Origin of the sequence: Streptomyces sp. 3214.6 (assembly GCF_900129855.1) — a bacterium.
GTDB lineage: Bacteria > Actinomycetota > Actinomycetes > Streptomycetales > Streptomycetaceae > Streptomyces > Streptomyces soliscabiei.
The window spans coordinates 8,984,358-9,008,793 of record NZ_LT670819.1; the positions used below are offsets into that span (position 1 = coordinate 8,984,358).

At 71.3% G+C, this 24,436-nt stretch carries 23 protein-coding genes; 9 read left to right on the forward strand and 14 right to left on the reverse strand.

Annotation, left to right across the window (positions count from 1 at the left end):
- Nucleotide 1 precedes the first annotated feature (1 nt).
- Nucleotides 2-979 (reverse strand): pectate lyase family protein, encoded by a 978-nt coding sequence (locus B5557_RS40385; RefSeq protein WP_079664154.1) that lies wholly within the window; start codon nucleotides 977-979, stop codon nucleotides 2-4.
- Nucleotides 980-1,549: 570 nt separating this feature from the next.
- Between B5557_RS40385 and B5557_RS40390 the strand changes: the two genes are divergently transcribed.
- Complete coding sequence (locus B5557_RS40390; protein ID WP_079664155.1) at nucleotides 1,550-2,845, forward strand: extracellular catalytic domain type 1 short-chain-length polyhydroxyalkanoate depolymerase; 1,296 nt, start codon at nucleotides 1,550-1,552, stop codon at nucleotides 2,843-2,845.
- A gap of 50 nt (nucleotides 2,846-2,895) precedes the next feature.
- Here the strand turns inward: B5557_RS40390 and B5557_RS40395 are convergent, their stop codons facing one another.
- Both B5557_RS40395 and B5557_RS40400 read right to left on the reverse strand, forming a co-directional pair.
- Nucleotides 2,896-4,272, reverse strand: coding sequence for a nucleobase:cation symporter-2 family protein (locus B5557_RS40395; protein ID WP_079664156.1), 1,377 nt, complete (start codon nucleotides 4,270-4,272; stop codon nucleotides 2,896-2,898).
- A gap of 82 nt (nucleotides 4,273-4,354) precedes the next feature.
- Entirely contained in the window at nucleotides 4,355-5,728 is a 1,374-nt protein-coding gene (locus B5557_RS40400; protein WP_079664157.1) for an FAD-dependent oxidoreductase, read from the reverse strand.
- Between the two features lie 201 nt (nucleotides 5,729-5,929).
- Here B5557_RS40400 and B5557_RS40405 point away from each other — a divergent pair, with 201 nt between their 5' ends.
- On the forward strand, nucleotides 5,930-6,487 hold the full coding sequence (locus B5557_RS40405; protein ID WP_079664158.1) for a DUF6214 family protein: 558 nt from the start codon (nucleotides 5,930-5,932) through the stop codon (nucleotides 6,485-6,487).
- Nucleotides 6,488-6,501: 14 nt separating this feature from the next.
- Here B5557_RS40405 and B5557_RS40410 read toward each other — a convergent pair whose 3' ends face one another.
- Nucleotides 6,502-7,200, reverse strand: coding sequence for a DUF305 domain-containing protein (locus B5557_RS40410; RefSeq protein WP_079664159.1), 699 nt, complete (start codon nucleotides 7,198-7,200; stop codon nucleotides 6,502-6,504).
- Between the two features lie 142 nt (nucleotides 7,201-7,342).
- Between B5557_RS40410 and B5557_RS40415 the strand changes: the two genes are divergently transcribed.
- The gene (locus tag B5557_RS40415; RefSeq protein WP_079664160.1) at nucleotides 7,343-8,845 is read left to right on the forward strand and encodes an LVIVD repeat-containing protein; all 1,503 of its coding nucleotides are present in this window, start codon (nucleotides 7,343-7,345) and stop codon (nucleotides 8,843-8,845) included.
- On the opposite strand, the gene B5557_RS40420 is transcribed toward B5557_RS40415, so the two are convergent.
- The 4 genes from B5557_RS40420 to B5557_RS40435 all read right to left on the reverse strand — a co-directional run bounded on the left by B5557_RS40420 (nucleotide 8,833) and on the right by B5557_RS40435 (nucleotide 12,338).
- The gene (locus B5557_RS40420) at nucleotides 8,833-9,507 is read right to left on the reverse strand and encodes a TetR/AcrR family transcriptional regulator (RefSeq protein WP_079664161.1); all 675 of its coding nucleotides are present in this window, start codon (nucleotides 9,505-9,507) and stop codon (nucleotides 8,833-8,835) included. The genes B5557_RS40415 and B5557_RS40420 overlap by 13 nt on opposite strands.
- Before the next feature lie 321 nt (nucleotides 9,508-9,828).
- Nucleotides 9,829-10,521 (reverse strand): phosphatase PAP2 family protein, encoded by a 693-nt coding sequence (locus tag B5557_RS40425; RefSeq protein ID WP_079664162.1) that lies wholly within the window; start codon nucleotides 10,519-10,521, stop codon nucleotides 9,829-9,831.
- A gap of 194 nt (nucleotides 10,522-10,715) precedes the next feature.
- Entirely contained in the window at nucleotides 10,716-11,651 is a 936-nt protein-coding gene (locus tag B5557_RS40430; protein WP_079665256.1) for a M56 family metallopeptidase, read from the reverse strand.
- Between the two features lie 117 nt (nucleotides 11,652-11,768).
- Complete coding sequence (locus B5557_RS40435) at nucleotides 11,769-12,338, reverse strand: DUF5134 domain-containing protein (protein ID WP_079664163.1); 570 nt, start codon at nucleotides 12,336-12,338, stop codon at nucleotides 11,769-11,771.
- Nucleotides 12,339-12,502: 164 nt separating this feature from the next.
- Here B5557_RS40435 and B5557_RS40440 point away from each other — a divergent pair, with 164 nt between their 5' ends.
- Together B5557_RS40440 and B5557_RS44375 are read left to right on the forward strand one after the other, a co-directional pair.
- On the forward strand, nucleotides 12,503-14,161 hold the full coding sequence (locus tag B5557_RS40440; protein WP_079664164.1) for an FUSC family protein: 1,659 nt from the start codon (nucleotides 12,503-12,505) through the stop codon (nucleotides 14,159-14,161).
- The gene (locus B5557_RS44375) at nucleotides 14,158-14,802 is read left to right on the forward strand and encodes a MarR family winged helix-turn-helix transcriptional regulator (RefSeq protein WP_079664165.1); all 645 of its coding nucleotides are present in this window, start codon (nucleotides 14,158-14,160) and stop codon (nucleotides 14,800-14,802) included. The genes B5557_RS40440 and B5557_RS44375 overlap by 4 nt, the downstream gene beginning before the upstream one ends.
- Nucleotides 14,803-14,873: 71 nt before the next feature.
- Here the strand turns inward: B5557_RS44375 and B5557_RS40450 are convergent, their stop codons facing one another.
- The 3 genes from B5557_RS40450 to B5557_RS40460 form a co-directional block, all read right to left on the reverse strand.
- The gene (locus B5557_RS40450) at nucleotides 14,874-15,638 is read right to left on the reverse strand and encodes a VOC family protein (protein WP_079664166.1); all 765 of its coding nucleotides are present in this window, start codon (nucleotides 15,636-15,638) and stop codon (nucleotides 14,874-14,876) included.
- Nucleotides 15,639-15,747: 109 nt separating this feature from the next.
- Entirely contained in the window at nucleotides 15,748-16,410 is a 663-nt protein-coding gene (locus B5557_RS40455) for a response regulator (RefSeq protein WP_079664167.1), read from the reverse strand.
- Nucleotides 16,407-17,582: a sensor histidine kinase gene (locus tag B5557_RS40460; RefSeq protein ID WP_079664168.1), complete on the reverse strand. Its 1,176-nt coding sequence runs from the start codon at nucleotides 17,580-17,582 to the stop codon at nucleotides 16,407-16,409. Before B5557_RS40460 ends, B5557_RS40455 begins: the two co-directional genes overlap by 4 nt.
- A 210-nt stretch (nucleotides 17,583-17,792) precedes the next feature.
- On the opposite strand from B5557_RS40460, the gene B5557_RS40465 reads away from it, so the two are divergent.
- The 3 genes from B5557_RS40465 to B5557_RS40475 all read left to right on the forward strand — a co-directional run bounded on the left by B5557_RS40465 (nucleotide 17,793) and on the right by B5557_RS40475 (nucleotide 20,527).
- The gene (locus tag B5557_RS40465; RefSeq protein ID WP_173877788.1) at nucleotides 17,793-18,710 is read left to right on the forward strand and encodes an ABC transporter ATP-binding protein; all 918 of its coding nucleotides are present in this window, start codon (nucleotides 17,793-17,795) and stop codon (nucleotides 18,708-18,710) included.
- The gene (locus B5557_RS40470; RefSeq protein ID WP_079664170.1) at nucleotides 18,710-19,552 is read left to right on the forward strand and encodes a hypothetical protein; all 843 of its coding nucleotides are present in this window, start codon (nucleotides 18,710-18,712) and stop codon (nucleotides 19,550-19,552) included. The genes B5557_RS40465 and B5557_RS40470 overlap by 1 nt, the downstream gene beginning before the upstream one ends.
- 111 nt (nucleotides 19,553-19,663) lie before the next feature.
- Nucleotides 19,664-20,527, forward strand: a complete 864-nt coding sequence (locus tag B5557_RS40475) for an endonuclease/exonuclease/phosphatase family protein (protein ID WP_079664171.1) — start codon at nucleotides 19,664-19,666, stop codon at nucleotides 20,525-20,527.
- Between the two features lie 79 nt (nucleotides 20,528-20,606).
- Here B5557_RS40475 and B5557_RS40480 read toward each other — a convergent pair whose 3' ends face one another.
- Nucleotides 20,607-21,734, reverse strand: a complete 1,128-nt coding sequence (locus B5557_RS40480) for a lipid II:glycine glycyltransferase FemX (protein WP_079664172.1) — start codon at nucleotides 21,732-21,734, stop codon at nucleotides 20,607-20,609.
- 522 nt (nucleotides 21,735-22,256) lie between these two features.
- Complete coding sequence (locus tag B5557_RS40485) at nucleotides 22,257-22,649, reverse strand: VOC family protein (RefSeq protein ID WP_079664173.1); 393 nt, start codon at nucleotides 22,647-22,649, stop codon at nucleotides 22,257-22,259.
- A 189-nt stretch (nucleotides 22,650-22,838) separates the two neighbouring features.
- Here B5557_RS40485 and B5557_RS40490 point away from each other — a divergent pair, with 189 nt between their 5' ends.
- Nucleotides 22,839-23,378 (forward strand): GNAT family N-acetyltransferase, encoded by a 540-nt coding sequence (locus B5557_RS40490; RefSeq protein WP_079664174.1) that lies wholly within the window; start codon nucleotides 22,839-22,841, stop codon nucleotides 23,376-23,378.
- Between the two features lie 121 nt (nucleotides 23,379-23,499).
- Here B5557_RS40490 and B5557_RS40495 read toward each other — a convergent pair whose 3' ends face one another.
- A complete protein-coding gene (locus tag B5557_RS40495; RefSeq protein ID WP_079664175.1) occupies nucleotides 23,500-24,183 on the reverse strand; it encodes a glycerophosphodiester phosphodiesterase in 684 nt (227 codons plus the stop codon).
- Nucleotides 24,184-24,436: the final 253 nt, after the last annotated feature.

The following is a 24,436-nucleotide window of genomic DNA, read 5'->3' on the forward strand; positions in this document are numbered from 1 at the left end:
GTCAGAGCTTTCCGGCGCCCGCGCCGGACGTCACCGAGGCGACGACGGACGGGGCGGGCTCGGCGGTGTAGCTGTACGGCGGCTTGGTGAACGTCCCGACCTGCGACACCTCGGTCGCGGCTCCACCGAGGTCGTTGCCGGTCAGGTTGGCGTAGCCGTCCACGTCGCTGTCGCGGTTGGTGGTGACGGCGACCTGCGTCGAGCGGAAGACGTTGTTCTCGACGAGCATCTGGGCGCCCATGCGTGAGTGGACGGCCGTCTCGGCTCCGACGACGTAGTTGTCGTAGAAGTGGCCGGTGCCGAAGCGCAGACTGGGGATGCGCGAGTAGACGTTGCTGAACTGGTTGTGGTGGTACGTCACCCTCAAGTGCCCGGTGTCCTGCCCGGCGTTGTTGTCGCTGTGGCCGACGAGCGATCCCTTGAAGTGGTCCTTGAAGGTGTTCCAGGACACCGTCACGTAGTCCGAGGCGTGATTGATGTCCAGCAGGCCGTCGTAGTAGTCCTTGTCGTGATCGCGGTCGGCCGAGAAGGAGTTGTGGTCGATCCACACCTTGGTGGAGGCCTGGACCTCGATGCCGTCGGCCGGCTTGAGCGGCTTGCTGATGTTCAGGTTGCGGATGACGACGTTCGTCACCTTCTTCAGACGCAGCCCGCCGCCGGTGAACCCGGACGACGAACCGACGCCCAGGACCGTGGTGTTGGACCCGATGTCGACCTGACCGCTCAGCGAGATCAGGCCGTTGATCTTCACGACCTTCGCCGTGCCGCCGGTCACCGCGGTCTTGAAGGCGGACAGCGTCGAGACGGTGACCGCGGTGGCGCTGCCGCCGCCGGTCGTGCTGGCGCCGAACCCGACCGGCGAGCTGTCGGCGGCGCCGGCCGGCTGGGGGAGGCCGAGGACCGCCGCCGTGGCGAGAGCGGCGGCCGCCGCCACGAGAGCGGATCTTTGCGGGTGTGTACGTGGGGGGCCTGTACGCATGCGGGTGCGTCCCTTCAGGGAGGGAAGTCGGGCAAGTATGTGAATGATGTGCGCCATTCTGAACGTCGTGCACGGGCAGTGCGGCCCTTTGCGGGGTTGGTGCGAGCGGCTCGGTCACACTGCTGAACGGAACGTAGGGGGCAAGCGCTTTCTAGTCAACGCTTTGCGCAGAACACATCCGGCCACCCCGGCGCGGCTCGGGCGACCGGCAAGGGCTTTCGGAGAGTTGGCATGGGAGCGCTTCCATGGCGAGCATGCGCATGCCACCATGCGACGCGACGCTTCCTTTCACGGCCTGTCGGAGAGGAGCGAGTCGATGCCGACTCCGCGCACGCGTACGTTCACCGCCGCTCCTGGTCCTGATCGCCGTCCTGCTCCTGAGCGCCGTCGCCGGTTCGCCTTCTCCGGCACGGCATGGATCCCGCGTCGAGCGGCGGCGGCCCCCAACTTCCCTGGCAGCTAGGGCGGTTGATCGACACGGACTCCGCCCGTCCCCGCCCGTCCCCGCCCTTTCTCGCCCGCACCACACGTACGACGTCCCCCGAGCCGCTATCAGAAAGGGGCAAGCACGTGTCCAACTCCCCCGGGAGAGCGCTGCGTTCGCTGTTCGGCGCACTGCTGCTCCTGCTCGCCGCCGCGCTGCTGACCGTACCCGCGGCCACCGCCCAGGCCGCCGCGCCGGTCCCCGCCGCCACGCTCACCGAGGTCACCGGCTTCGGCGCCAACCCCAGCAACCTCCAGATGTACGTGTACGCACCCGCCACCGTCACCGCGCACCCGGCCGTTCTCGTCGCCGTCCACTGGTGCGGCGGTTCCGGGCCCGCGATGTACTCCGGCACCGAGTACGCCCAACTCGCCGACAAGTACGGTTTCGTGATCGTCTACCCGTCCGTCACCCGCAGCAGCAAGTGCTTCGACGTCTCCTCCCCCCAGGCGCTCAAGCGCGGCGGTGGCAGCGACCCCGTCGGCATCAAGTCGATGATCGACTGGGTGAGCGCCGCCTACGCGGCCGACACCGGACGCGTCTACGTCACCGGCATCTCCTCCGGGGCGATGATGACCAACGTCCTGCTCGGCGACTACCCCGACGTGTTCGCCGCCGGAGCCGCCTTCTCGGGGGTCCCGTTCGGCTGCTTCGCGACCACCGACGGATCCGAGTGGAACAGCGCCTGCTCCGGCGGCACCGTGATCCACACCGCACAGGAGTGGGGCGACCTCGCCCGCGGCGCCTACCCCGGCTACACCGGGACCCGGCCGCGCATGCAGCTGTGGCACGGTACCGAGGACGACGTGCTGCGCTACCCCAACTTCGGCGAGGCGATCAAGCAGTGGACCAATGTGCGGGGCGTGAGCCAGACCCCGTCCGCCACCGACACGCCCGCCTCCGGCTGGACCCGCACCCGGTACGGCGGCACGGGTGACCAGGCCCCGGTGGAGGCCATCAGTCTCCAGGGCGTCGGCCACAACCTGTACGCCTGGGGCATGGCCGCCCGCGTGCTGACCTTCTTCGGCCTGGACGCCTCGGGTCCCGCGCCGCAACCCGAGCCCGGCAGTTGCAGGGTGAGTGCGACGACCAACGCCTGGAGTACCGGCCTGACCGCCTCGGTGACCCTCACCAACACGGGCGCCGCCACGGTCAACGGCTGGCAGCTCGGCTTCACCCTGCCCACCGGCCAGACCATCACCAACGGCTGGGGCGCCACATACGCTCCTGCCTCCGGGGCGGTGACGGCGACGAACGCGACGTACAACGCCACGCTCGCCCCGGGCGCGAGCGTCACCATCGGCTACCAGGCGAACCACACGGGCAACAGCGCCGCCCCCGGCTCCTTCACGCTCAACGGGGCCTCCTGCACGAACAGTTGAGATCCCACGTCCATGGGCGGCCGGTGTGCCCGGCCGCCCGGCCTGCCACCTCAGACGGCCTCTTGCCCGGCGGGCTGTTCCCCGCCGGCGGGGGAGAGGGGAACCGGCTTCGGTGCCGAACCGGCCCGCGAGGGAAGGTGGTTGAAGAGCAGGTTGAGTGCGATCGCCGTCACGCAGCCCGCGCTGATGCCGCTGTTCATCACTGTCTGGAACCAGTCGGGGAACTTCGCGTAGATGGTGGGCACGCCGACCGGCAGCATGCCCATCGCGACCGACACGGCCACCACCGTGAGGTTGTGGTTGTCCTTGAAGTCGACCCGGGCCAGCGTGCGCAGACCGCTCGCGGCCACGGTCCCGAACATCACGAGCCCGGCGCCGCCCAGCACCGGCGCCGGCACGGCCGCCACCACCGCGCCGAGCTTGGGCAGCAGCCCCAGCAGGACGAGGATGCCGCCCGCGGTGGCGACGACCCAGCGGCTGCGCACCCGGGTCATGCCCACCAGCCCGACGTTCTGCGCGTACGCCGTGTACGGGAACGTGTTGAAGACACCGCCGAGGACGGTCGACAGGCCGTCGGCGCGCAGGCCGTCGGAGAGACCGCGCGGCTCGACCTCACGGCCCGTCAGCTCACCGACGGCTATGAGGTCGCCGGTCGTCTCGGTCATCGTCACCAGCGCCACGACGAGCATCGAGATGACCGCCGACGCCTCGAACGTGGGCGCGCCGAAGTGGAACGGCGTGCTGATCCCGACCCAGTCGGCGTCCCCGACCCCGTCGAAGTCCGTGAACCCGAACGGCACCGCGACGGCGAGCCCCACCACGATGCCGATCAGCACCGCGATCCGGCTGAGGAACACCGGCGCGAACCGCTGCACGCCCAGCACCACCACGAGCACGAACGCGGCGAGCCCGATGTTCTTCGGCTCCCCGAAGTCCGCCGAACCGACGCCGCCGGCCGCCCAGTTGCCCGCGACCGGCAGCAGCGAGACACCGATGACCAGGATCACTGTGCCCGTGACCAGCGGTGGGAAGTAGCGCAACAGCCTGCCGAACACGGGTGCCAGCAGCACGATCGCGAGTCCCGCCACGATCACCGAGCCGTAGATCGCGGGCAGCCCGCCGCCCGTCGTCCCGATCAGCACCATCGGCGACACCGCCGCGAACGTACAGCCCTGCATGATCGGCAGCCGGACGCCGAAGCGCCAGAAGCCGACACACTGGATGAGCGTGGCGATGCCGCACACCAGCAGATCGGCGGTGATCAGATACGCCAGGTCGGCGGGCGACAGCTTCATCGCACCGCCCACGATCAGAGGCACGGCGACCGCGCCCGCGTACATCGCGAGCACATGCTGCAGGCCGAACGCGGCCAACTGGCGTACGGGCGGCACCTCGTCGACGGGATGAACGGGCGCGGTCGTGGCCATGGGCACTCCAGAGCGGCGGGGGAAGGGGGCGGCGGCATCCGCACTGCACGAGACCGTACGAGTCTTGAACAGTTTGTTGATTTCACGGACGTTGCGGCTGTGTGTCCTGTACACCGATCCCGGTCGGGTTCGCCGCGGCCCGCAGCGACGCCCAGTCCGGCAGTTTCACCACGTTCCGTCCCAGCGAGGCGCCCAGCTCCGCCTCGGCCCGCTCGATCGCCAGCCATCCGGCCCAGTCGACGGGCTCGGCCCCGGCGGCTCGCAACTCCGCGAGCGGATCACCGGGCAGCTCCCGCCGCATGAGGCCGGGGGCGTCCGCCAGCAGGGATGTCGCCGTCTCCTTCGCGCACGGCCGGTTGGTGCCGATGACACCGGTCGGGCCCCGCTTGATCCAGCCCGCCACGTACTCGCCCGGCGCGACCGCGCCCTCGCGCAGCACCCGCCCGGCGAGCTGCGGCACCGTGCCCCGCTCCGGGTCGAACGGCAGCCCCTCCAGCGGCACCCCGCGATACCCCACCGACCGCAGCACCAACTGCGCCTCGACGTCCTCGTACCCGCCGGTGCCGCTCACCCCGCCGTGGCCGTCCGGGACGGTCCGCTCGAAGCGCACCGCACCCACCCGGCACCCGTCGGCGCGCAGTTCGACGGGCCGGAGGAAGAACCGGAGCCGGATCCGTCGCCGGGCGCCGCGGGTCGGCGCCGACGCCCAGCCGCGCAGCACCTCCACGTTGCGCCGCTGCGCCGCCGGCAGTGCGGACGGATCTCCGTACGCCGGGTCCAGCGCCAGTTCCGCCTCGTCCACGATCACCTCGGTGTCCGGCAGTCCGCCCAGCTCGCGCAGCTCCTTGGTGGTGAAGCGGGCCTGGGACGGGCCGCGCCGGCCCACCATGTGGATCTCGGTCACCGTGCCGGCCGCCAGCGCCGTCAGCGCCGCCTGCGGCATGTCGGTGGGGCTCAGCTCGGCCGCGCCCCGGGCCAGGATCCGGGTGACGTCCACCGCGACATTCCCCACGCCGACCACGACGGCCGAGTGAACGCCCTGCAGAAACCGGCCGCCGGCGGCGTCCGGATGCGCGCTGTACCAGGACACGAACTCCGTGGCCGACCAGCTGCCCGGCAGCTCCTCGCCAGGGATGCCGAGGCGGCGGTCCGTCGCGGCGCCCACGCAGTACACGACCGCGTGGTAGAGCCGGCGCAGCCGGGCCACGGGCACCCCGCCCGCGCCGACCCGGACCCCGCCGAGGAAGCGCACCCGCTCGTGCTCCAGCACCGCGCGCAGGTTCTGCTGGAGCGACTTGATCTTCTCGTGGTCCGGGGCGACGCCGTACCGCACGAGCCCGTACGGGCACGGCAGCCGGTCCAGGACGTCGACGAGTACCTCGGGGTCCTGCTGAACCAGACTCTGGGCGGTGTAGACCCCACTCGGCCCGGAGCCGACGACGGCGACACGCAGCACGGGCGGAACTCCTTACCCCTTGGGTCGGAGGAGATCGCTGGTGACTCCAGCATCGCACCATGGTCGCTCCGCTGACAGGGTGCTGTGCGGTTGCGACGCGTGCGTGTTCGTTCGTACGGAAAGCGATCATGAGGTTACGTTCTATTTGTGCTAGAAGCATCGTTTCTTAATCTTTCTGATCGTTCCGCCGAGGACGGCACGGTGTCCGTGTGGCCCGCGTGGGAGATCCGGGAGGGTGGGGGCGCCACTTCCTGGTTCGATGTCCGGCTGGCGTTCGCCGACGGGGCGCACGTCGAGCTGCTGGCCGTCGTCTCCGAGGGCCGTGTCTCCATCGAGGACATCCGGGCCCAGCCGGCCCTGTCCCTCGTCGATCTGAGGGTGCTCGCGGACCGGATCAAGGGCCCACTGTTCGAGAACTGCGGCGACACTGTCCTCGACACGGAGGACACGGAGGACACGGAGGACGCGGAGGACGCGGAGGACGCGGAGGACGCGGACGGGACGGAGGGCGCCGTGGATGCCGGTGTCGCGGCGTATGCCGACGAGCCCCCCGCCGTCCGCCGTGCCCGCCCGACCTGGCCGCGCGGCGCCGCGGGCCGGCGGCTGGTGGCGCAGGAGTACCGCGCCGCGCAGGAGGAGGGCGTGGATCCCGTCCTCGCGGTCATGTGCGCGACCGGGCACAGCCGACGCCGGTCCCTGAGGCTGATCTCACAGGCGCGGGACGCCGGATACCTGACGCCACGTCACGCTCGACGCTGAGAGAAGGGTCGGCTTCACTGCATGGCGCGCATCCGCGTGATCTCACTCGTCTGCTGGGCCATCACGTCGTCCGCCATTTCCTCGATCCGCACGTTGTTGCCCTGTGTCTTGACCTCCGAGGCCATGGTGAGGGCGCCCTCGTGGTGGGTGATCATCAGCGTGAGGAAGAGCGCGTCGAACGCCTTGCCGCGCGCCGCACGCAATTTGGCCAACTGTGCCTCGGTGGCCATCCCGGGCATCGCCGTGTGCTGGTGACCGCTGCTCGCCGTTTCCTTGCCGTATGTCGTGAGCCAGGCCTTCATGGCCTCGATCTCCGGCCCCTGCGCTGCTCCGATCCGCGCCGCGAGGCCCTTGACGGTCGTCGACTGGGCCTGTCCCGGGGCGAGTTCGGTCATCTCCAGGGCCTGTGCGTGGTGCTCGATCATCTTCTGTGCGTAGGCCACGTCGGCCGAGTTGGGCGTGTCGTCGTCGACGCGCTGCTCGGCCGCGTCCTGGGCGGAGAGGGTCCGGTTCGCCTCGCCCGGCCTGCCCGGCGCGATCACCGAAGGTCCGCTTGCCGCACCCGACTTGGTGTCCTTCCCGGAGTCGCAGCCCGTGAGGGCGAGTGCGAGCAGCAGCGAGGCTGCGACGAGGGGCACGCGGCGAACGAGCACAACGACCTCCTGGGGCAAGCGAGTTGGGACGGGGATCCGTCCTCGTAGGGATCTTCGCATCACTGGTCGCTTCACCGGCCGCATTGCTGACCAGAAAGATTCATTACGAGTGCGTTGCCAGCCTTTGATATGTGCATGATGAAGACGATACTTCGGAGCACCGTGAACCGTTCCTGTGCGAACGGCGACGAGGGAGGAAGCAGTGACCCTGTTGAACGATCCCCGAACACGCCGCAGACGGCTGGGAGTCGCAGCCGCGTGCGGCGGACTTCTGGCCGCGCTCCTGACCGCGGTTCCGGCAGCCGCGACCCCCGACCCGGGGGACGGTCCGGCCGTGCAGCGCGAGGTGTCCCAGGGCGTCCGGGCCGAGGCGGCCGAGGCGATCGCGGCGGGCGAGATACCCGGGCAGGACGAGATCGTCCACTCCGCCAACATCGAGCACCTGACGAACATCCCCAAGGACGCCCTGCCGGGCACCAACTCGGACCTGGCCTTTCAGGGCAAGTACGCCTTCGCCGGCAACTACGACGGCTTCCGCATCTTCGACATCAGCAACCCGAAGTCCCCGAAGACCGTGGCCCAGGTGCTCTGCCCCGGCTCGCAGAACGACATCTCCGTCTCCGGCAACCTGCTCTTCCTGTCGACCGACTCCTCGCGCAGCGACAGCAGTTGCAACAGCACCACGCAGCCGGTGACCGAGAAGTCCTCCTGGGAGGGCATGAAGGTCTTCGACATCAGCGACAAGGCGAACCCGAAGTACGTCGCCGCCGTGGAGACCGCCTGCGGCTCGCACACCCACACCCTGGTGCCCGAGCGCAAGAACGTCTACATCTACGTCTCCTCGTACTCGCCGAACGCCGCCTACCCCGACTGCCAGCCGCCGCACGACGGCATCTCGGTCATCAAGGTGCCGCGCAAGGCGCCCGAGCAGGCGGCGGTCGTGAGCTTCCCCGTGCTGTTCCCGGGCGAGGGCCCGGACGGCGGCGGCAACCCCGGCGCTCCCACGAACCCCGGCGTCTCCAAGACCACCGGCTGCCACGACATCACCGTGCTGCCGGAGAAGGACCTGGCGGCCGGCGCCTGCATGGGTGACGGCATCCTGTTCTCGATCAAGGATCCGGAGCACCCGAAGGTCATCGACCAGGTCCAGGACAACGTCAACTTCGCGTTCTGGCATTCGGCGACCTTCAACCAGAAGGCGAACAAGGTCGTGTTCACCGACGAGCTCGGCGGCGGTGGTGCGGCCACCTGCAACGAGGCGACCGGCCCGAACCGCGGCGCCGACGGCATCTACGACATCGTCGGCAAGGGCGACAAGCGCAAGCTCGTCTTCCGCGGCTACTACAAGATCCCGCGCCACCAGGCGGACACCGAGAACTGCGTCGCCCACAACGGCTCGCTGATCCCGGTCAAGGGCAAGGACCTCATGGTCCAGGCCTGGTACCAGGGCGGCGTCTCCGTCTGGGACTTCACCGACTCGACGAAGCCGAAGGAGATCGCCTACTTCGAGCGCGGCCCGCTGAACACCACGACCCTGCAGACCGGCGGCGCGTGGTCGGCGTACTACTACAACGGCTACATCTACTCCAACGACATCGCCAAGGGCTTCGACGTGCTGAAGCTCGACGACCGTCGCACGGATCCGGCGAAGCGGGTCCACCTGCGCGAGCTCAACGTCCAGACGCAGCCGGACTACTTCGACTGATCCCCGGCAGCCGGGTCCGTCGCGAAGAACCGCGACAGATCGGTGTCGCATCTCCCGCCGGGCGCCTCGGCGTCCGGCGGGACCCCCCGCTCCCAGTCGAGCCGGTAGCGCGCGAACAGCTCGGCGCGCAGGGTCGCGAGCGGCAGGGGCACATTGGGCAGCACCATCGCGTAGACGGCTCCCATCAGCTGGGAGCGCAGCATCGGGTAGTCGTGGTCGACGTCCTGCGACCCGTGCCGGACAGCGGTGTCCCGCAGCAGTTCGGCCAGCCGTTGCTGCTCCGGGCACTGCACGAAGCCCTCGGCCTGCAGCAGCCCCGCCATGTGCTGGCGCATCAGCACCGTACGGTCCCGGGTCAGGCCCAGGATCGCGTCGATGGCCCTCGCCATCCGCTCCCGGCCGTCCTCGGTGCGCGGCTCACGCTCCAGCGCCTCTTGCAGCGTGCAGTGCATCAGCCGGTGCACGGCCGACTGCACCAGCTGCCGCTTGCCGGGGAAGTAGTACGACACCAGACCGCGCGCGGAGCCGGCCCGGTCCGCGATGTCGGCGAGGGTCGTCGCCTCGTACCCGCGCTCGCTCACCAGCTCCACCGCCGCCTGCAGGAGGCGCTCCCGGGAACGCCGCCGCAATTCTTCATTGACCGAGGCGCTGCGCGGGGACATCCTGTAACTCCTGCGTTGACTGGCTGGCAGCCAACTATACTCAGGGCATCCCGGTCCACTCCGGACGGAGTGCGCCGGGTTGCCGCCTGCTCTGGGCGACGCGGGGGATCGTCCAGAGTGGGCGCGCTTTTCCCCTGAAAGTGGCCTGAGGCTACCGCTTGCAGGATGGCGAGCCGGAGTCCCGCGACAGCTCACCTCACCAGCCTCAGCGCCGGTCGCAGATCCCGGCCGATGTCGCCGACCTCGCCGGCCGCCCGACCGACTGCCTGGGGCGGCGGTGGAGCCGACGCCCCCGGAGCGTGGGGCAGCGCCTCGGTCCGGTCACGACCGCCACCCCCACTGCCGTTGCTGTGCCGCGATCGCCAGCGTCACCAGAAGCGCCCCCAGCAGCCAGCCGCCCAGGACGTCCGACGGCCAGTGCACGCCCAGCCAGATCCGGGTCAGCCCCACGCCCACCACGGAGACTGCCGCCACCGCCACCGCCGTACGCCATATGACGGGCCCGGCGCCGTGCCGGTGCAGCAGCCACAGCAGGAGGCCGAACACCACGGTCGCGGTGAGCGCGTGCCCGGAGGGATACGCGGCGTAGTGCGCGGAGTCGACGGGGTCGGGCCACACCGGGCGGGCCCGGCCGACCCCGGCCTTGAGGCCCTGCTGGATCAGCGTGCCCAGCACCGACGTGACGACCAGCCACCCGGCCGTCCACCAGGCCGCGTGCCGCCACACCAGCCACACGGCGACCGCCGCGCCGAGCAGACGCATGGTCAGGGGGTCCCAGACCCAGTCCGTGAGGATGCGGCAGGCCTGGGTGACGTCCGGGGCGGCGACGGCCCAGCGGTGGGCGGTGCGGGAGATGTCGCCGTCGACGGAGATCAGCGGACGCCACTCGACCCCGACCAGGACGAGGAGCAGACCGGAGCACACACCAAGGACCAGGGCGCTGCGGAGCGCCGGGCGCAGGGTGCCGGGGCGGAGCCGGGGACGGGGCGGGGAGTCGACGGATGGGTTGGGCATGGGTCGATCCTCGCCGAACCGGGGGGCGAGAGGCGAACCCGGAGGCTCGCCCAGGGCCGCAGGGGTACAGGTTCCGGCCTTCGGGGGGCTGATTCCAGCCATGGAGCGACGGTCCGGACCCGGGGTGCTTGTCCGAGGCCCCCGGGTTTCCGGCCACGGGGTGCTTCCGGGCGGGTTTCCCGGGCGGTGGGCGGTCAGCCCAGTGCCCGCAGGCCTGGGACCAGGGTCACCAGCACGGGGATCACCGGTACCAGGGAGGCCGCTGCCGTCAGGCGGAGTCTTCGGGCGGCGGTGAGGCGGTCGGGCGGGGTGAGCAACCGGTGTACGCGCTGCGGGAGATGGGCCTGCGGGGTGGGGGAGGGGCCGAACACGCCCCGGTCCTCGTTGAGTTCCACCAGCGCCAGCGCGGTCGTCAGTCGCCCGAAGCGGCGGGAGGCCATGTCGTCGGCGGACAACTCGACCAGTCGGTGCATCTCGTCGCGGAACGCGGCGAACACCGACACCTGCGGAAACCCGGTGGCCAGCGCCGTCGAGCAGTGCAACAACCAGTCGTGCCGCGCCTGGGCGTGCCCCTGTTCGTGCGCGAGCACCGCATCGAGCCGGCGGCCCTTCAGTCGCCGCAACGCGGCTGTTGTGATGACCAGTTGGGGTTCCGCGCCGGGCAGCCACCAGGCTTCCGGGCGCTCGCCCTCCAGTACGAGCAGCCGGCCCCTGGCGAACTCCTCGCCCGGCAACAACGGGGCGCGCAGCCGGAGTTCAGTGCGCCGGGACCGGGCTCGGGCCCGACTGCGCAGCACCTCCCGCACCAGCATCGCCCCGCTCCACAGCCCGCCGCACGCGAGCGTCACCGCGGTCGCCGCCGCCCAAGGACCGGCCGAACCCAGTGCGTACGCCTCCACGACCGGCCGAGGGGCCGGTGCGAAGACCTGGCCGCGCACCGCGTGCCAGGCAGCCGCCGCGCTGAGCGTCATCGACAGCGCGCAGCACAGCAGGACCGCCGCCACCACGCACTGCCACGCCCACAGGGCCACCACCGGTTCGCGGTCCGGCCAGTCGGCCCGGGCGATCAGCCGGGGGCCGACGGCGGCGGTCAGAGCGCCGAGCAGCAGCAGGACCGCGGGGACCATCATGGACAGCACCCTATGAGCGGCGTACTGCTCAGGGGTACGACTTGTCACGGCGAAGTGATGCAGACCACGCCAGGACACACGGACTGCCGTCGCCCGTCCGGCGGTTGGGGCGGGGGATCACATCGTCAGCAGCATGGCGAGCATCCCGACGCCCATCGCCAGCCGGCAGGCGCGCGCCACCTCGGGCCGGTCGCCCCACGCGAGGGCGGCTCCGCCCGCCCCGGGCGCCGGAAGCAACCGAACCCCGGAGAGCAGGACGTACCCGGCGAAGTACAGCAGCAGCGCGCCCGTCAGCAGCGGGATCCCCGAGCCGCCGTGCGCGTGCCCGTGTGCGTGCGCCGGCGAGGACGAGGGTGAGGCGGCCATCGCCGCCGCCATGTAGACCATCGCCCCGGTACCCACCAGGTGGTGCAGGTGGTGAGGGCTTGTACGGGTGGCCCGCAGGGCCCACAGGGTCCGCAGTGCCGCCGCGCCGAACACCGCCGTATACGCCGGCCAGGCCCACGCCGGCGGGATGAACACGGCCGGGGGGACGGCCATCGCGGCCATCCCGAAGCCCATCAGCGCCTCGCCGCCCGCGGCCCTGCGCTGTTCCTCGACGGCGCTGCGCATCCGCAGCAGACAGTAGGCCCCGGTCGCCGCACACAGCGCGACCAGCAGCCAGCCGGGCGAAGCCGGTCCGTGCATGCGCACCTCCCGCTCGACGTTCCCCGTCGAGGGAATGCGATGCCCACGCCACGCCGGACCACGCCACGCACACGCGGGCGCAAGGGTGTACATGGGGAGCATTCGACGGAGCACGGCAGGCGACAAAGTATTTTACGAGTAAAACACATGTTAAATTAAGTTGTATGCCCCACCGTCTCCGTCTCCCGCTCACCGGTGTGCTGCGCCTCGGCCGGCCCTCCGACATCTGGTTCAAGCCCGCTCTGAGCGTGGTCGCCGCGGTCGCCCCACCGAACCTGCTCCTGCTGGCGCTCGGGCGGCTGGACCTGGCGATGTACACGATGGCCGGCTCCCTGTGCGCGCTGTACGCCCACAAGCGCCCCTACGTCGCCCGGGCTCGCGTCCTGGCCGGGGTCGTGCTGGGCATGACCGGCGGCCTGGCCGTCGCCCTGCTCGCGGCCTCGCTCGCCCCCGGCGCGGTGGTCCTGGTCACCGTCGGCGCTCTGCTCGCCGCCGTGCAGAAGGTCCTCTGCGACGCCACCCGCCTCGGCCCGCCCGGCAACGTCGTCCTCACCTTCATCAGCTCCGCGTCGCTGTTCGTGCCGCAGACCCTCGGCCAGGTTCCCGGCCATGTGGGACTGGCCCTCGTCGCGGGCGCCTGGGCCTGGCTGATCGGCATGGCGCCCCGACTGTCCCGGCCGCACGGTCCCGAGCGTCGCGCCACCGCCCACGCCCTGAACGCGGCCGCCGCACACGCCGCCGCACACGCTGGCACGGACGACGCCGACGACGGTCACGCCCCGACGCGTGCCGCCGCTGCCGCCGCCGTGCACGCCGCCTGGCAGACCCTCCTGTCGGCCCGCGCCGGCGAGACGCGCCGCGCCCTGGAACGACTCCTCGTCCGAGCCGAGATCGCCCTCGCGGCCCCCGCCGACACCGATCCGGCACGGCTGCGCGACTGGGCCCGCGACCTGCGTGGCACCGGCCCGGTCCCGCATCCGGCCGACCTCGTGGACGACGACGGACTCCTCGGCCTCGACGCCGAACTCGCCACCGGCCGACCGCCGTTGCGGCAGCGCCTGGGCCCCCTCGCGCCGATCGCCGTACGCACGGCGCTCGGCTGCGCCCTCGCCGGATACGCCTCCCTCGCCCTCGGCGTCGGCCGCCCCTACTGGACCCTGGTCACCGCCGCCTCCCTCTACCAGGCGAACGTCACCCTCACCTGGAGCCGCGGAGTCCAGCGCGTCGTCGGCAACCTCGGCGGGGTCCTCGCGTTCGCCGCGTTCGCCCCGCTCGCCCACGTCCACCCGGCGGCCCTCGTCCTGATCTGCCTCGCCCTCAACTTCGGCGCCGAGGCGCTGATGAGCCGCAACTACTGGCTCGGCAGCGTCTGCGTGACCCCGATGGCGCTGCTCATCACCGAGTTCGCGCAGGCCCAGGACGCCGGTCGGCTGATCACCGAGCGGCTCCTCGACACCCTCGTGGGCGCCGTGGTCGGCTTCCTCGCCGCGGTCGCCGTCACCAACCGCCGGGCCGGTGACAGCCTCGGACACGCCCTGACGGCCGTCGAACGGGCCCGCGAGCACGCCGCCCGCCTCCTGGCAGAGCGACGGCCGACCCCCGGCGCCCTGGAACGTGCTCGCCGCGGCCTCACCGCCGCGCTGGTCGAGCTGCGCGCCACCGCCGACGCGGCATCCGGCGAGTGGTGGCAACGCGCCCTGCCCGAGGAGCGGGTCGTGACGGCCGAACAGTGCGGACACCGTACGCTCGCGGCGACGGTACGGCGCCAGGGGCTGCTCCTGGACCGGGACGCGAGTACGAAAGCGGAGGACGCGCGGCGATGACGGCGACGCAGGGACGGGCGGCGGCCGAGAACGGGAGAGGGGACGGCACCCAGGACCCCACGACGGACGAAACACCCCGAGAACACCCCACGGCCGACGGGGGGAGCAGGGCGTGGTCGGATTTCGGTGGCCCGGAGAGGAACGACACGGTTGCCGCCGTCGTACGGCAGTGGCAGGCCGTGCGGCCCGAGCTCGACACCGCGCCCATGGAGATCATCGGCCGCGTCAACCGCTGTGCCGCCCTCCTTCAGCAGGCCGAGGACGCACCCCTGCGGCGGGCCGACCTGAGCCGCCCCGAGTTCGACCTGCTCGGCGCGCTGCGCCGCACCGGCCACGAGCTGACCCCCGGCGAACTGGCCCGCGAGACCTTCTCCTCCGGGGCCGCCGTCACCAAACGCCTCAAGCAGCTCACCGAACGCGGTCTGGTGGAGCGCCGCGGCGACACACGCGACCGCCGCGTCGCCCACCTCCGTCTCACCGACGCCGGACGTGACCTCGTCGACGGCATCATGCCCGAGCAACTCGCCTACGAGAGCGCCGTGCTGTCCGCCCTGGACGGCGACCGGCAGGGCGAACTGGCCGACCTGCTGGGCGAGTTGTTGAGCCGGTTGGAGGGGCTCATGCGGACGTTGCGGGTCTGAGCGCCCCGTCGACCCCGCCCCACAGACCCTGCCCGGAGGCGACCGGCGGCTTCAACGCGACCGGTCCGGGCTCACCCCTCGTCGCCGGCCCGATACACGCCGAACACCGCGCCCAGCGGGTCCCGCAGCACGGCGATCCGCGGACCGTCCGGTACAGAGGTCGGCTCCATGAGGGCGGTGCCGCCCGCCCCGAGCGCGGTCTGCGTGGAGGCGTCCACGTCGGCCACCGCGAAGTACGGCAGCCAGTGCGGCGGCACCTCGGGCGGGAACTTGTCGTCCATCGTGATCATGCCGCCGAAGTCGGAGCCGCCGACGCCCCACTGCAGATAGTTCTCGGAGGGCCTGACGGTCCAGCCGAACACGGTGGTGTAGAAGGTCTCCGCCCGCTCGGGATCCCGGGTCAGCAGCTCGACCCAGCCGAGCGAGCCGGGCGCGTTGAACAGCCCGGCGCCGGGGAAGGCCCGGGCCTGCCACAGCTGGAACGCGGCGCCGCCCGGGTCGAGGGCGACCACGAAACGACCCACGTCGAAGACGTCCATCGGTCCGACCAGCACCTTGCCGCCGGCCTCCGTGACCAGCCGGGCGCTGACATCCGCGTCGGTCACCGCGAACGACACGTTCCAGGCGCACGGCTGTGCCTCCTGGTACAGGGGAGTCAGCGCCGCGACGGCCGCCTTGTCGAGGTGCGCGACCGTGTAGCCGCCCGCTTCCTGCCGCGGATCCGTCTCCGCACGCCAACCGAACAGTTCCGCGTAGAACCGTTTCGCCGCCTCAAGGTCACTGGTTCCCAGCTCGGCCCAGCAGGGCCCGCCGGGCACGGGCGCGTCGAGCTTCATGGCGTTCCTTCCGAAGGGAACCCCCTCCAGCACGCTAAGCCTCCCCCCGGCCCACGGCATCCCCTGACGACCACGCCCACCGTCCGTAGGGCCCCGAGGCCGTTCACCGTCAGCGCGGCAGCGTGACGAGCCCCGTCTCGTAGGCGGTGATGACGAGCTGGACCCGGTCCCGGGCGCCCAGTTTGGTGAGCAGCCGTGACACATGCGACTTCGTGGTGGCCACCGTGATGAAGAGTTCCTCGGCGATCTCGGTGTTCGACCGGCCGCGCCCGACCAGGGTCAGCACTTCCCGTTCCCGCTCGGTGATGCCCTCGACCGGCCGCGGGGCGCGCTGCGGACCGGCCGCGGGACGCTCGACGAAGTCCGCGATCAGACGGCGGGTCACACCCGGCGCGATCAGCGCGTCACCGGCCGCGACCACACGGACCGCCGCGAGGATGTCGTCCAACGCCATGTCCTTGACCACGAAGCCGCTCGCACCGGCCCGGAGCGATCCGTAGACGTACTCGTTCTCGTCGAAGGTGGTCAGAACAAGGACGCGTGCGGTCGCCGGACCGGCCGTGATCAGACGGGTGGCCTCGATCCCGTCCATGCCGGGCATGCGGATGTCCATGACCACGACGTCGGGGCAGACCTCCCTGACCAGCTGAACCGCCTCGGCGCCGGTGGCGGCTTCACCGACGACCTCCAGGTCGGCGTGATCGGCCATGATCACCCGGAGACCGGACCGAACCAACGGCTGGTCGTCGGCGAGCACCACCCGGACGGTCATCGGGCCTCCACCGGAACTGCCACGGGTGCGGGCAGCGGCAGCCCGGCAGCCACCCGGAAGCCGCCCTCGGAGCGCGGTCCGGCGCTGAGACGGCCGCCCAGCAGGCCGACCCGCTCCCGCATCCCGATGATGCCGAAGCCGTGGGCCGAGCCGTTCTCGTCGGCGCCGCGCCCCTCGTCGACCACCTCCACGGACAGTTCCCGCTCTCCGTAGTCGATGGCCACTCGGCAACGCCCGGTGCCCGCGTGCCGGACCACGTTGGCCAGCGCTTCCTGCACGATGCGGTAGGCGGACAGATCGATGTCGGCCGGCACCGGACGCTGCCTCCCGCTGCGGCGCACGTCGACGTGGACCCCCGCGCCCGCGGTCGCCGCCGCCAGCCGTTCGACGTCCGCCAGCCCCGGTGAGGGTGCGAGCGGTGACTGCTCCGAGGCGCTCGCGCCCCGATCGGCCTGGCGCAGCGACACCAACGTGCGCCGAAGGCCCGACAAGGTCTCTCTGCTGGTGGCCTCGACGGCCCGCAGAGCCTCGCGCGCCTGTGCCGGCTGGGTCTCGATGACCCGGCTGCCCATGCCGGCCTGGATGGCGATGACGCCGATGCTGTGGGCGACCATGTCGTGCAACTCCCGTGCGATCCTCAGCCGTTCGGCGGTCACGGCCTCGGCCACCTCCTGTGCGCGCAGCGCCGCCGCGTGCTCGCGGCGCTCGCGGCTCAGCAGACCGGCCATGCACGACGCGGCCATCGCCAGGAGGGCGATCACCCCGTTGACGGCCAGGCCGTCCCCGTGCGCGAAACCCCCGATCACCAGCAACTGCACGGCGCCGGCCACGGCCACGGCGACCGTCGAAGCGCGCCCTGCGCAGGTGGCGACGATGAAGCCCAGCACGAGGTCCACCGCCAGAAACGACAGGAACTGGCCCTGATAGGACGCCGCCGGGCCCTCAGGGACGGAACTCGGAGGGCCCACCACCACAGCGGTGGATCCGAGGAGCGCCAGGGCCAGCGCGGCCGGCGGCATCCGTCGTACGACGCCGACGAGCAGGCACCCGGCCAGCAGCGCCCCCACTCCGTGGACCGCGCCCGACGCCCGCGGCGCGGCCCCCACCAGCAGGCCCACCACGAGGACATAGGAGACGCCTCCCGCCCAGGCCACGGCCCTTGTGCCCGTCATCGGCGGTGCGCCCTCTCGGGAACAACGCCGCGGTGTGCGGCGGGCGCGGGCAGCGGAGTGGGTGTCAGGGGATTCACGCCGCGAGACTAACCGGCCCACCGCCGGCGTGGCATCAGCCCCGGGACGTACGGCCACGGGCTGAGGCGGCCCGCCCGATTGTCGCCCACGGCCCCATGCCCGGACGGGAGTTCGCTCGCCACTGTGGGTGCCGTGATCGAAGTCAGAGAACTCACCAAGCGCTACGGCAGCAAGACCGCCGTCGACCGGTTGTCCTTCACCGTGCGGCCGGGCCAGGTCACCGGATTCCTCGGCCCCAACGGAGCCGGCAAGTCCACCACCCTGCGGATGATCCTCGGCCTGGACGCCCCCACCGCCGGCACCGCCACTGTCAGCGGCGTCCCCTTCCACCGCCACCCGCGCGGACTGCGGCACGTCGGCGCCCTCCTGGACGCCGGACAGGTCCACGGCGGACGCAGCGCGACGGCACACCTGTCCGCTCTGGCCCGCAGCAACGGCATCCGGCGACACCGGGTGGACGAGGTGCTTCAGGAGGTGGGGCTGGCCGAGGTGGCGAACCGCCGCATCGGTGGATTCTCCCTCGGCATGAAGCAGCGACTGGGCATCGCCACCGCCCTGCTCGGCGACCCGCCCGTGCTCATGTTCGACGAGCCGATCAACGGCATGGACCCGGAGGGCGTGCTCTGGGTACGCCGGCTCTTCCGGCGCCTGGCCGCCGAGGGACGCACGGTCTTCCTCTCCAGCCACCTGATGTCGGAGATGGAGAACACCGCCGATCAGCTGGTCGTCATCGGCCGAGGCCGCCTCATCGCCGCCGAGCCGCTACGGGCCTTCGCCGCCCGCGGCACCCGTGGCAGCGTCGTGGTCGGGACGCCGCAGGCCGCCGAGCTGGCAGCCGTGCTGACCGCGGCAGGCGCCTCGGTCGAACCGGAGGGCACGGCGGGCGCCGAGAAGCTCGCCGTGACCGGGCTCGCGGCGGACCGGATCGGAGCGCTCGCCTTCGACCACGGCATCCGGCTGGCCGAGCTGACCACCCGTACCGCCTCACTGGAGGCGGCCTTCATGGAACTCACCGCCGACAGCACCGACTACCTGGCAGGACAACCCTGATGACCACACGCGCCCCCATCCACCGGAGCACCCTGACCGCCCCGGCCACCCCGACCGCCGTGCCGCGGGCCCGCTTCGGCGACCTGCTCGTCTCCGAGTGGATCAAGACGAGGTCCCTGCGCTCCACGCCGTGGACGATCGGGCTCACCGTCCTGTTCGTCGTCGGGTCCGCCGCGGTGGCCACGTCGGCGGACAGGGCCGCAGGTTCCGGCCCCGTCGACTTCCTGCCCTACGACGCCTATCCGTCGGCCGGCTACTGGACGCTGATCCTCGTCGCAGGCAGCATGGGCGCCCTCACCGTGGTCAGCGAGTACAGCAGCGGGCTGATCCGCACCACCACCCTGGCCGTTCCCGCCCGCGGCTCGGTCGTGCTCGCCAAGGCGGCCGTCACCGCCGCGCTGTGGACCGCGGTCGGCGCGATCGCCTCCACCGGTTCCTTCCTGGTCTCCCAGGCCATCCTGGACAGGCACGACGCCGGCGTCGCGATCACCCACCCCGGGGCGGCCCGGGCGCTGGCGGCCTCCGCGTTGCTGGCTCCGGTCAGCGCCCTGGTCGGTCTGGGCCTCGGCGTTCTGCTCCGGCATGCCGCCGGGACCATGGTCACCAGCGTCTTCGCGCTACTGATGCTGCCCACCATGTTCTCGGACAGCAACCGTTGGTCGGCGGACGTCAAACACGCGATGGTGTCGGCCGCCTGGAACCGCCTGGTCCAACCCTGGGAGCCCGATCCCGGATCCCTGGGCTACACCGCCACCGTCCCCGGCTCCTGGATCGTGTACACGCTCTGGCCGCTGATCACGGTCGCCGTCGCCGTGCTCGTCGTGAGCCGCCGCGACGTGTGATCGTGCCTCACGACGTGAGCCGCTTCGTTCGACCGTGACGGGATCCGGCACATCGCGGGTGTTGCCGACAGTCCCATCCCATAACCTCGTGCGGGGGAGACAGCGGATGCCATGGGCATTCACATCGAGGAGGCGACAGTGCTCGGTAGGGACATGCGGTTGCTCACGGGCGTCCTGATCGTGGCCTGCATCGTGCTCGTCGGCTCCAGGGCACCCAGCGGAGCTTCCTCCACCAGGTCACTGCCCGCCGAAGGCGCCAGGGACGTCGTACCGAACCGGGTCATGACGTGGAACATCTGCAACCCCTGCGAGAAGAGCAACGCCGACCGGGCAGCGGAGATCGCCACGTATGCGCCCCAGGTCATCGGCCTGCAAGAAGCGTGCGTGCGTGACGTCGAAGGGATCCGGGACCGTCTGGAGAGCCGATACGGGCTGGTCTACCACGTCAAGTACGGGACGGTTCTTCGGAATTGGGGCCGCTGCGGGGGAGCGCCGTGGAACCCGGGGGCCTACGGCCAGGCGCTGCTCTCGGCCGCGCCGATGACAGACGCCGTCACCGTGGAATACCCCGACGGCGGTTCCGAGGACCGCGGGTACATGGCAGTCACCACCACGGTGGGCGGCCGGTCCGTCCGGGTCTTCAACACCCACCTCGCCGAACGACGTCAGGAGACGGTCCGAGCGGCCCAGACCGCCGTACTCGCCGAAGAGGTCGCCCGGCACGACCGTGCGATCGTGCTCGGCGACTTCAACGCCGTGCCGGACGCCCCCGAACTCACCAAAATGTGGAAACTGGCCGCGGACGCGGACCCGCAGTGCCATCCCTCGCCCACCGGCGACTGCCGGCCGACCACCGACTGGCACAGCAAGTTCGACTACATATTCCTGCGAGGCATCCTCCCGCTCGAGCACCGTGTGCATCCGACCCCGTACTCGGACCACGACCTGGTGCACGCCGACCTGAAGACGACATGAGCGGACCTCCTGACCGGCTCGTCCGGTGCCCCGCCGAGCCGGCCGCGCAGGACTGCGTCCGACCGACCGCCGGGTCAGGTCATCTGCGTCCGAGGTAGATCCCCAACGCCCGTTGCAGCACCTTGCCCTGGCTGCCCACCGGTAGTTCCCACTCGCCGAGGTACTCCACCACCCGGCCGCCGGCCCCCGTCTTGAAGCGGAGTCGGCCGAGGAGCCGGTTCTCGGTGAGGGCGGGGGTGACGGAGCGCAGGTCGTACGTTTCGGCGCCCGCCGCCCGTGCGTCACTCAGCATGTGCCACAACAGCGCGCTGCTGGGCCGCAGTTGGCGACCTTTGCGGCCGGATGCGGCGTAGGAGTGCCAGGCCCGGGAGCCGACGCTGATCATGAGGGCCGCGGACAGCACCTCGCCTTCGTGCCAGGCGAGGTAGAGGCGGAGCCGGTCCTCGTCCTCGGCGTTCAGGGCCTTCCACATGCGCCGGAAGTAGTCCAACGGGCGGGCCTTGAAACCGTCGTGGGCGGCGGTCACGGTGTACAGGCGGTGGAACTCGGGCAGGTCGGAGGCCGAGCCCCAAGAGACATGGACGCCTGCCGTCTCGGCCGTGCGCAGGGACTGTTCCCAATGCGGTGCGAGGGCGCCGCGAAGATCTTCCGCCGAGCGCCCCGCCAACGGGATACGGCAGCCGTAGCGCGGCTGACCGAGGCCGAACCCGCTGCCGTCGCCCTCCTCGCACGGCCGCCACCCGAGCCGTCGCAGCCGCTCAGCGGCGTCGAGCGCGAATCCGTCGATCCCGGCCGCAGGCAGATCGTGCAGATGACGCACGTCGGGGTCGGCGATACCCGCCGCCACGGTGGCCGCGTCCCAGTGACGTACGACCAGGGGCGGCCCGATCCGCACCGAGAACGCCCCGATCCGCTCCAGATGGGCGACGAGCGGGTCCAGCCATCGCTCTATACGAGGGGTCCGCCAGTCGATCGCCGGCCCATCGGGAAGATACGCGAGGAAGCGCCGCGTCCCGGGAAGCGGCCGGTACAGCACGAGCGCCGCGGCGACCAACGCCTCGCCCTCGAACCAGCCGACGCTCTCCGGCAGCCAGTCGGGCTTCACGTCGCCCCACTCGGGGATCTGGAGATGGCTCGCGTCGGGGGACAGCCGCAGAAGGGCCAGATGATCCTCGCGCGTGATCTCCCGTACATACAGGCTGGTCATGGGTCGGGTGCTCCTGCTCGGGGCGGCCACCTTAGGGCCTGTCCAGCGGATCATGCCGCAGACGCGGGGTATGGTGCGTCCTTTCCCACTCTCGGCTTCGCTCGAGCGGCAGGTGCCCCCACCGGCGTTGTCGTCGGTTGCCGACTCCCCCACTCTCGGCTGCGTTCGAGCGGGGGGACCCCCATCGCGTCGACGCCCTCCTCCGCCTTGCATCTGGACGCACCATACCCCGCTCACCTGCGTCGATCAGGCGCCGCTGCGTTCCTGCGACTTGATCCGCCGGACAGGCCCTAATCCCGGGATCACCGCACGGGTCAAGACTTCACGGCGGTGAGCCGCGCCCACACCTGCTCGCCGCCGTTCCTGGGCGTGATCCCAGTCGCGCTCGGTGTACAAAGACCGGCACTACAGGCGAACGGCCGCCGACGGACATCCGAACTCCGCCTTCCGGCGGCCCGCCCGGTCTCGCGGCCCGGGGCCCGGGGCGGGGCAGCGCCCGGGATCCGGTATCGGGGCCGTACCTCAGATGCCCGGGCGGTAGCGGATCGGGTGGTCCGGTGGGACCTCCACGAGGACGATCGGGGTGCCGTCCGGGTCCGTGATCCACATCTCCAGCAGGCCCCACGGCTCCTTCACCGGCGGGCGGACGACGTCGACGCCCTTCGTCCGCAACTCGTCGTGCGCCGCTGCCAGGTCCGGCACCTGCAGCCACAGCCGCACGGCAGGATCCGGCGGGGTCTGCGACCGGCCGGAGAGTTCCAGGAAGCCGCCGCCGAGGAAGTAGACGACCCCGCGCTCCGAGCCCGTACCGAACTCGCGGTAGACGGCCAGGCCCAGTTGCTCGCCGTAGAAGGCTCGGGAGCGCCCGGGGTCGGTCGGGCGGAGCAGGGTCCTGCTGCTGAGTACATGCACCATGCGTCCGGAGCCTAAGGGGCATCCGGCGGAACCCGTCCGCGACGGCCCGATCGGCAGACGTCTGCGCCGGCCAGACCCTTGCACGGCAGGGTTGGAGCCTGTCCGGCAGATCAGGCGACTTGATCCGCCGGACAGGCCCTAGGCTCGTCGCTGTCACCACCGCGTCAGAGACCACCGGAGATCGCCCGCATGGACACCGCCGACACCGAATTCACCTTCCGCGACGCCACCGACGCCGACGTGGACGCCCTCGTCGCGCTCATAGAGGCCGCCTACCGCGGCGACTCGAGCCGGGTCGGGTGGACGACGGAGGCGGACATCCTCCAGGGGCAGCGCACCGACCCGGACGGCGTGCTCGATGTCATCAAGGCACCCAACAGCCGACTGCTCACCGTCGAGCAGGACGGCCGGATCATCGCCTGCTGCCAGCTCGAACACCGCGGCGACCACGCCTACTTCGGCATGTTCGCGGTCAGCCCGACGGCCCAGGGGGGCGGCCTCGGCAAGGCGGTCATGGCGCAGGCCGAGCGCCAGGCGCGCGAGAACTGGGGCGTCACCGAGATGCACATGACGGTGATCTCCGTACGCGAGGACCTCATCGCCTGGTACGAACGGCGCGGCTACCGCCGTACGGGACGGATGACCCCCTTCCCGTACGGGGACGAGCGCTTCGGCATCCCCCAGCGCGACGATCTGCAGTTCGAGCTGTTGGTCAAGCCGCTCGCCTGAGCCTCGGCATGAGCATGAGCATGGGCTTGGGCTTGGGCCCGAGCTTCAGCGGGCCCCGGAGCATGTCCACGCGTGGCGCGCCCACTCCCGTGGCCGCGCCGTCGCCCGCGCCCGCGCCCGTTCACGCCGTGAAGCGGCCCGTGCGCCTGATCTCCGGGTAGTCGGTGGTCGCGCCGTCCAGCTCCAGGGCCCGGACGAGCCGCAGCTGCTCCTGGGTGTTGACCACCCAGCCGATGATCCGCAGGTGCCGCTTCCGCGCCTCCTCGACGGTCTCCAGGTTGAGCCGCCGCAGGTTCAGGCAGACCGTCGCGGCGCCCGCGTCCACGGCCCGGTCCACGATGTCGAGGCCGTAGCGGCTGCCGATGAGCGCGGTGCGCACCCCGGGGACCAGCCGTGCGATCTCGGCGACGGCCTCGTCGTGGAAGGAGGACACCTCCACGCGGCCGACCAGGTCCCGTGCGTGCATCACCTCGGCCAGTGCCCGCGCCGCCTGCACGTCCTTGATCTCGGCCTGGAGCGGCACCTGCACCGCGTCCAGGACCTCCTCGAAGAACGGGACACGCTCCCCGCGGCCCGCGTCCAGAGTGCGCAGCTCGGCGAGCGTCTGGTCGGCGATGGGCCCGGTCCCGTCGGTCGTACGGTCCACGTCGGGGTCGTGCATCACCACCAGGGCGCCGTCCTTGCTCAGGTGCAGATCGAGCTCGACGACGTCGAGACCGGCCTGCTCGGCGGCGACGAAGGAACGCAGGGTGTTCTCGGGTTCGACACCCATGACTCCGCGGTGACCGATGGTGAGGAAGTTCAAGACGGGACTCGCTTCCGTCGACGGCGGGGTTGGAGAGCTCGCAGCCTAACGGCCCCGCCCCGCCATGGACATGTGCAGGCGGGCGGGTGGGCCGGCTGGGCCCCGCCTCTACCCAGTCGAAGCGGAAGTAGTCGCTCCTTCGATGTCGGACAGGAAAAAATGCGGTGAAGGACCAGCCGCGCAGGATAATCTCTCGAAGGTCCACTTGCTGGAAGAAACCTCATATGCATACGGTGTGCTGACGCGAGGTTCT

Bases quoted from the DNA above. Each gene is read 5' to 3' on its own strand.
- B5557_RS40470 (WP_079664170.1), top strand. From the start codon at position 18,710: ATGACCACACGCGCCCCCATCCACCGGAGCACCCTGACCGCCCCGGCC.
- B5557_RS40460 (WP_079664168.1), bottom strand. From the start codon at position 17,582: ATGACGGGCACAAGGGCCGTGGCCTGGGCGGGAGGCGTCTCCTATGTC.
- B5557_RS40410 (WP_079664159.1), bottom strand. From the start codon at position 7,200: ATGCGAAGATCCCTACGAGGACGGATCCCCGTCCCAACTCGCTTGCCC.
- B5557_RS40420 (WP_079664161.1), bottom strand. From the start codon at position 9,507: ATGTCCCCGCGCAGCGCCTCGGTCAATGAAGAATTGCGGCGGCGTTCC.
- B5557_RS40435 (WP_079664163.1), bottom strand. From the start codon at position 12,338: ATGCACGGACCGGCTTCGCCCGGCTGGCTGCTGGTCGCGCTGTGTGCG.
- B5557_RS40485 (WP_079664173.1), bottom strand. From the start codon at position 22,649: ATGGTGCATGTACTCAGCAGCAGGACCCTGCTCCGCCCGACCGACCCC.
- B5557_RS40480 (WP_079664172.1), bottom strand. From the start codon at position 21,734: ATGACCAGCCTGTATGTACGGGAGATCACGCGCGAGGATCATCTGGCC.
- B5557_RS40425 (WP_079664162.1), bottom strand. From the start codon at position 10,521: ATGCCCAACCCATCCGTCGACTCCCCGCCCCGTCCCCGGCTCCGCCCC.
- B5557_RS40455 (WP_079664167.1), bottom strand. From the start codon at position 16,410: ATGACCGTCCGGGTGGTGCTCGCCGACGACCAGCCGTTGGTTCGGTCC.
- B5557_RS40450 (WP_079664166.1), bottom strand. From the start codon at position 15,638: ATGAAGCTCGACGCGCCCGTGCCCGGCGGGCCCTGCTGGGCCGAGCTG.
- B5557_RS40490 (WP_079664174.1), top strand. From the start codon at position 22,839: ATGGACACCGCCGACACCGAATTCACCTTCCGCGACGCCACCGACGCC.
- B5557_RS40440 (WP_079664164.1), top strand. From the start codon at position 12,503: ATGCCCCACCGTCTCCGTCTCCCGCTCACCGGTGTGCTGCGCCTCGGC.
- B5557_RS40395 (WP_079664156.1), bottom strand. From the start codon at position 4,272: ATGGCCACGACCGCGCCCGTTCATCCCGTCGACGAGGTGCCGCCCGTA.
- B5557_RS40430 (WP_079665256.1), bottom strand. From the start codon at position 11,651: ATGATGGTCCCCGCGGTCCTGCTGCTGCTCGGCGCTCTGACCGCCGCC.
- B5557_RS40385 (WP_079664154.1), bottom strand. From the start codon at position 979: ATGCGTACAGGCCCCCCACGTACACACCCGCAAAGATCCGCTCTCGTG.
- B5557_RS44375 (WP_079664165.1), top strand. From the start codon at position 14,158: ATGACGGCGACGCAGGGACGGGCGGCGGCCGAGAACGGGAGAGGGGAC.
- B5557_RS40475 (WP_079664171.1), top strand. From the start codon at position 19,664: ATGGGCATTCACATCGAGGAGGCGACAGTGCTCGGTAGGGACATGCGG.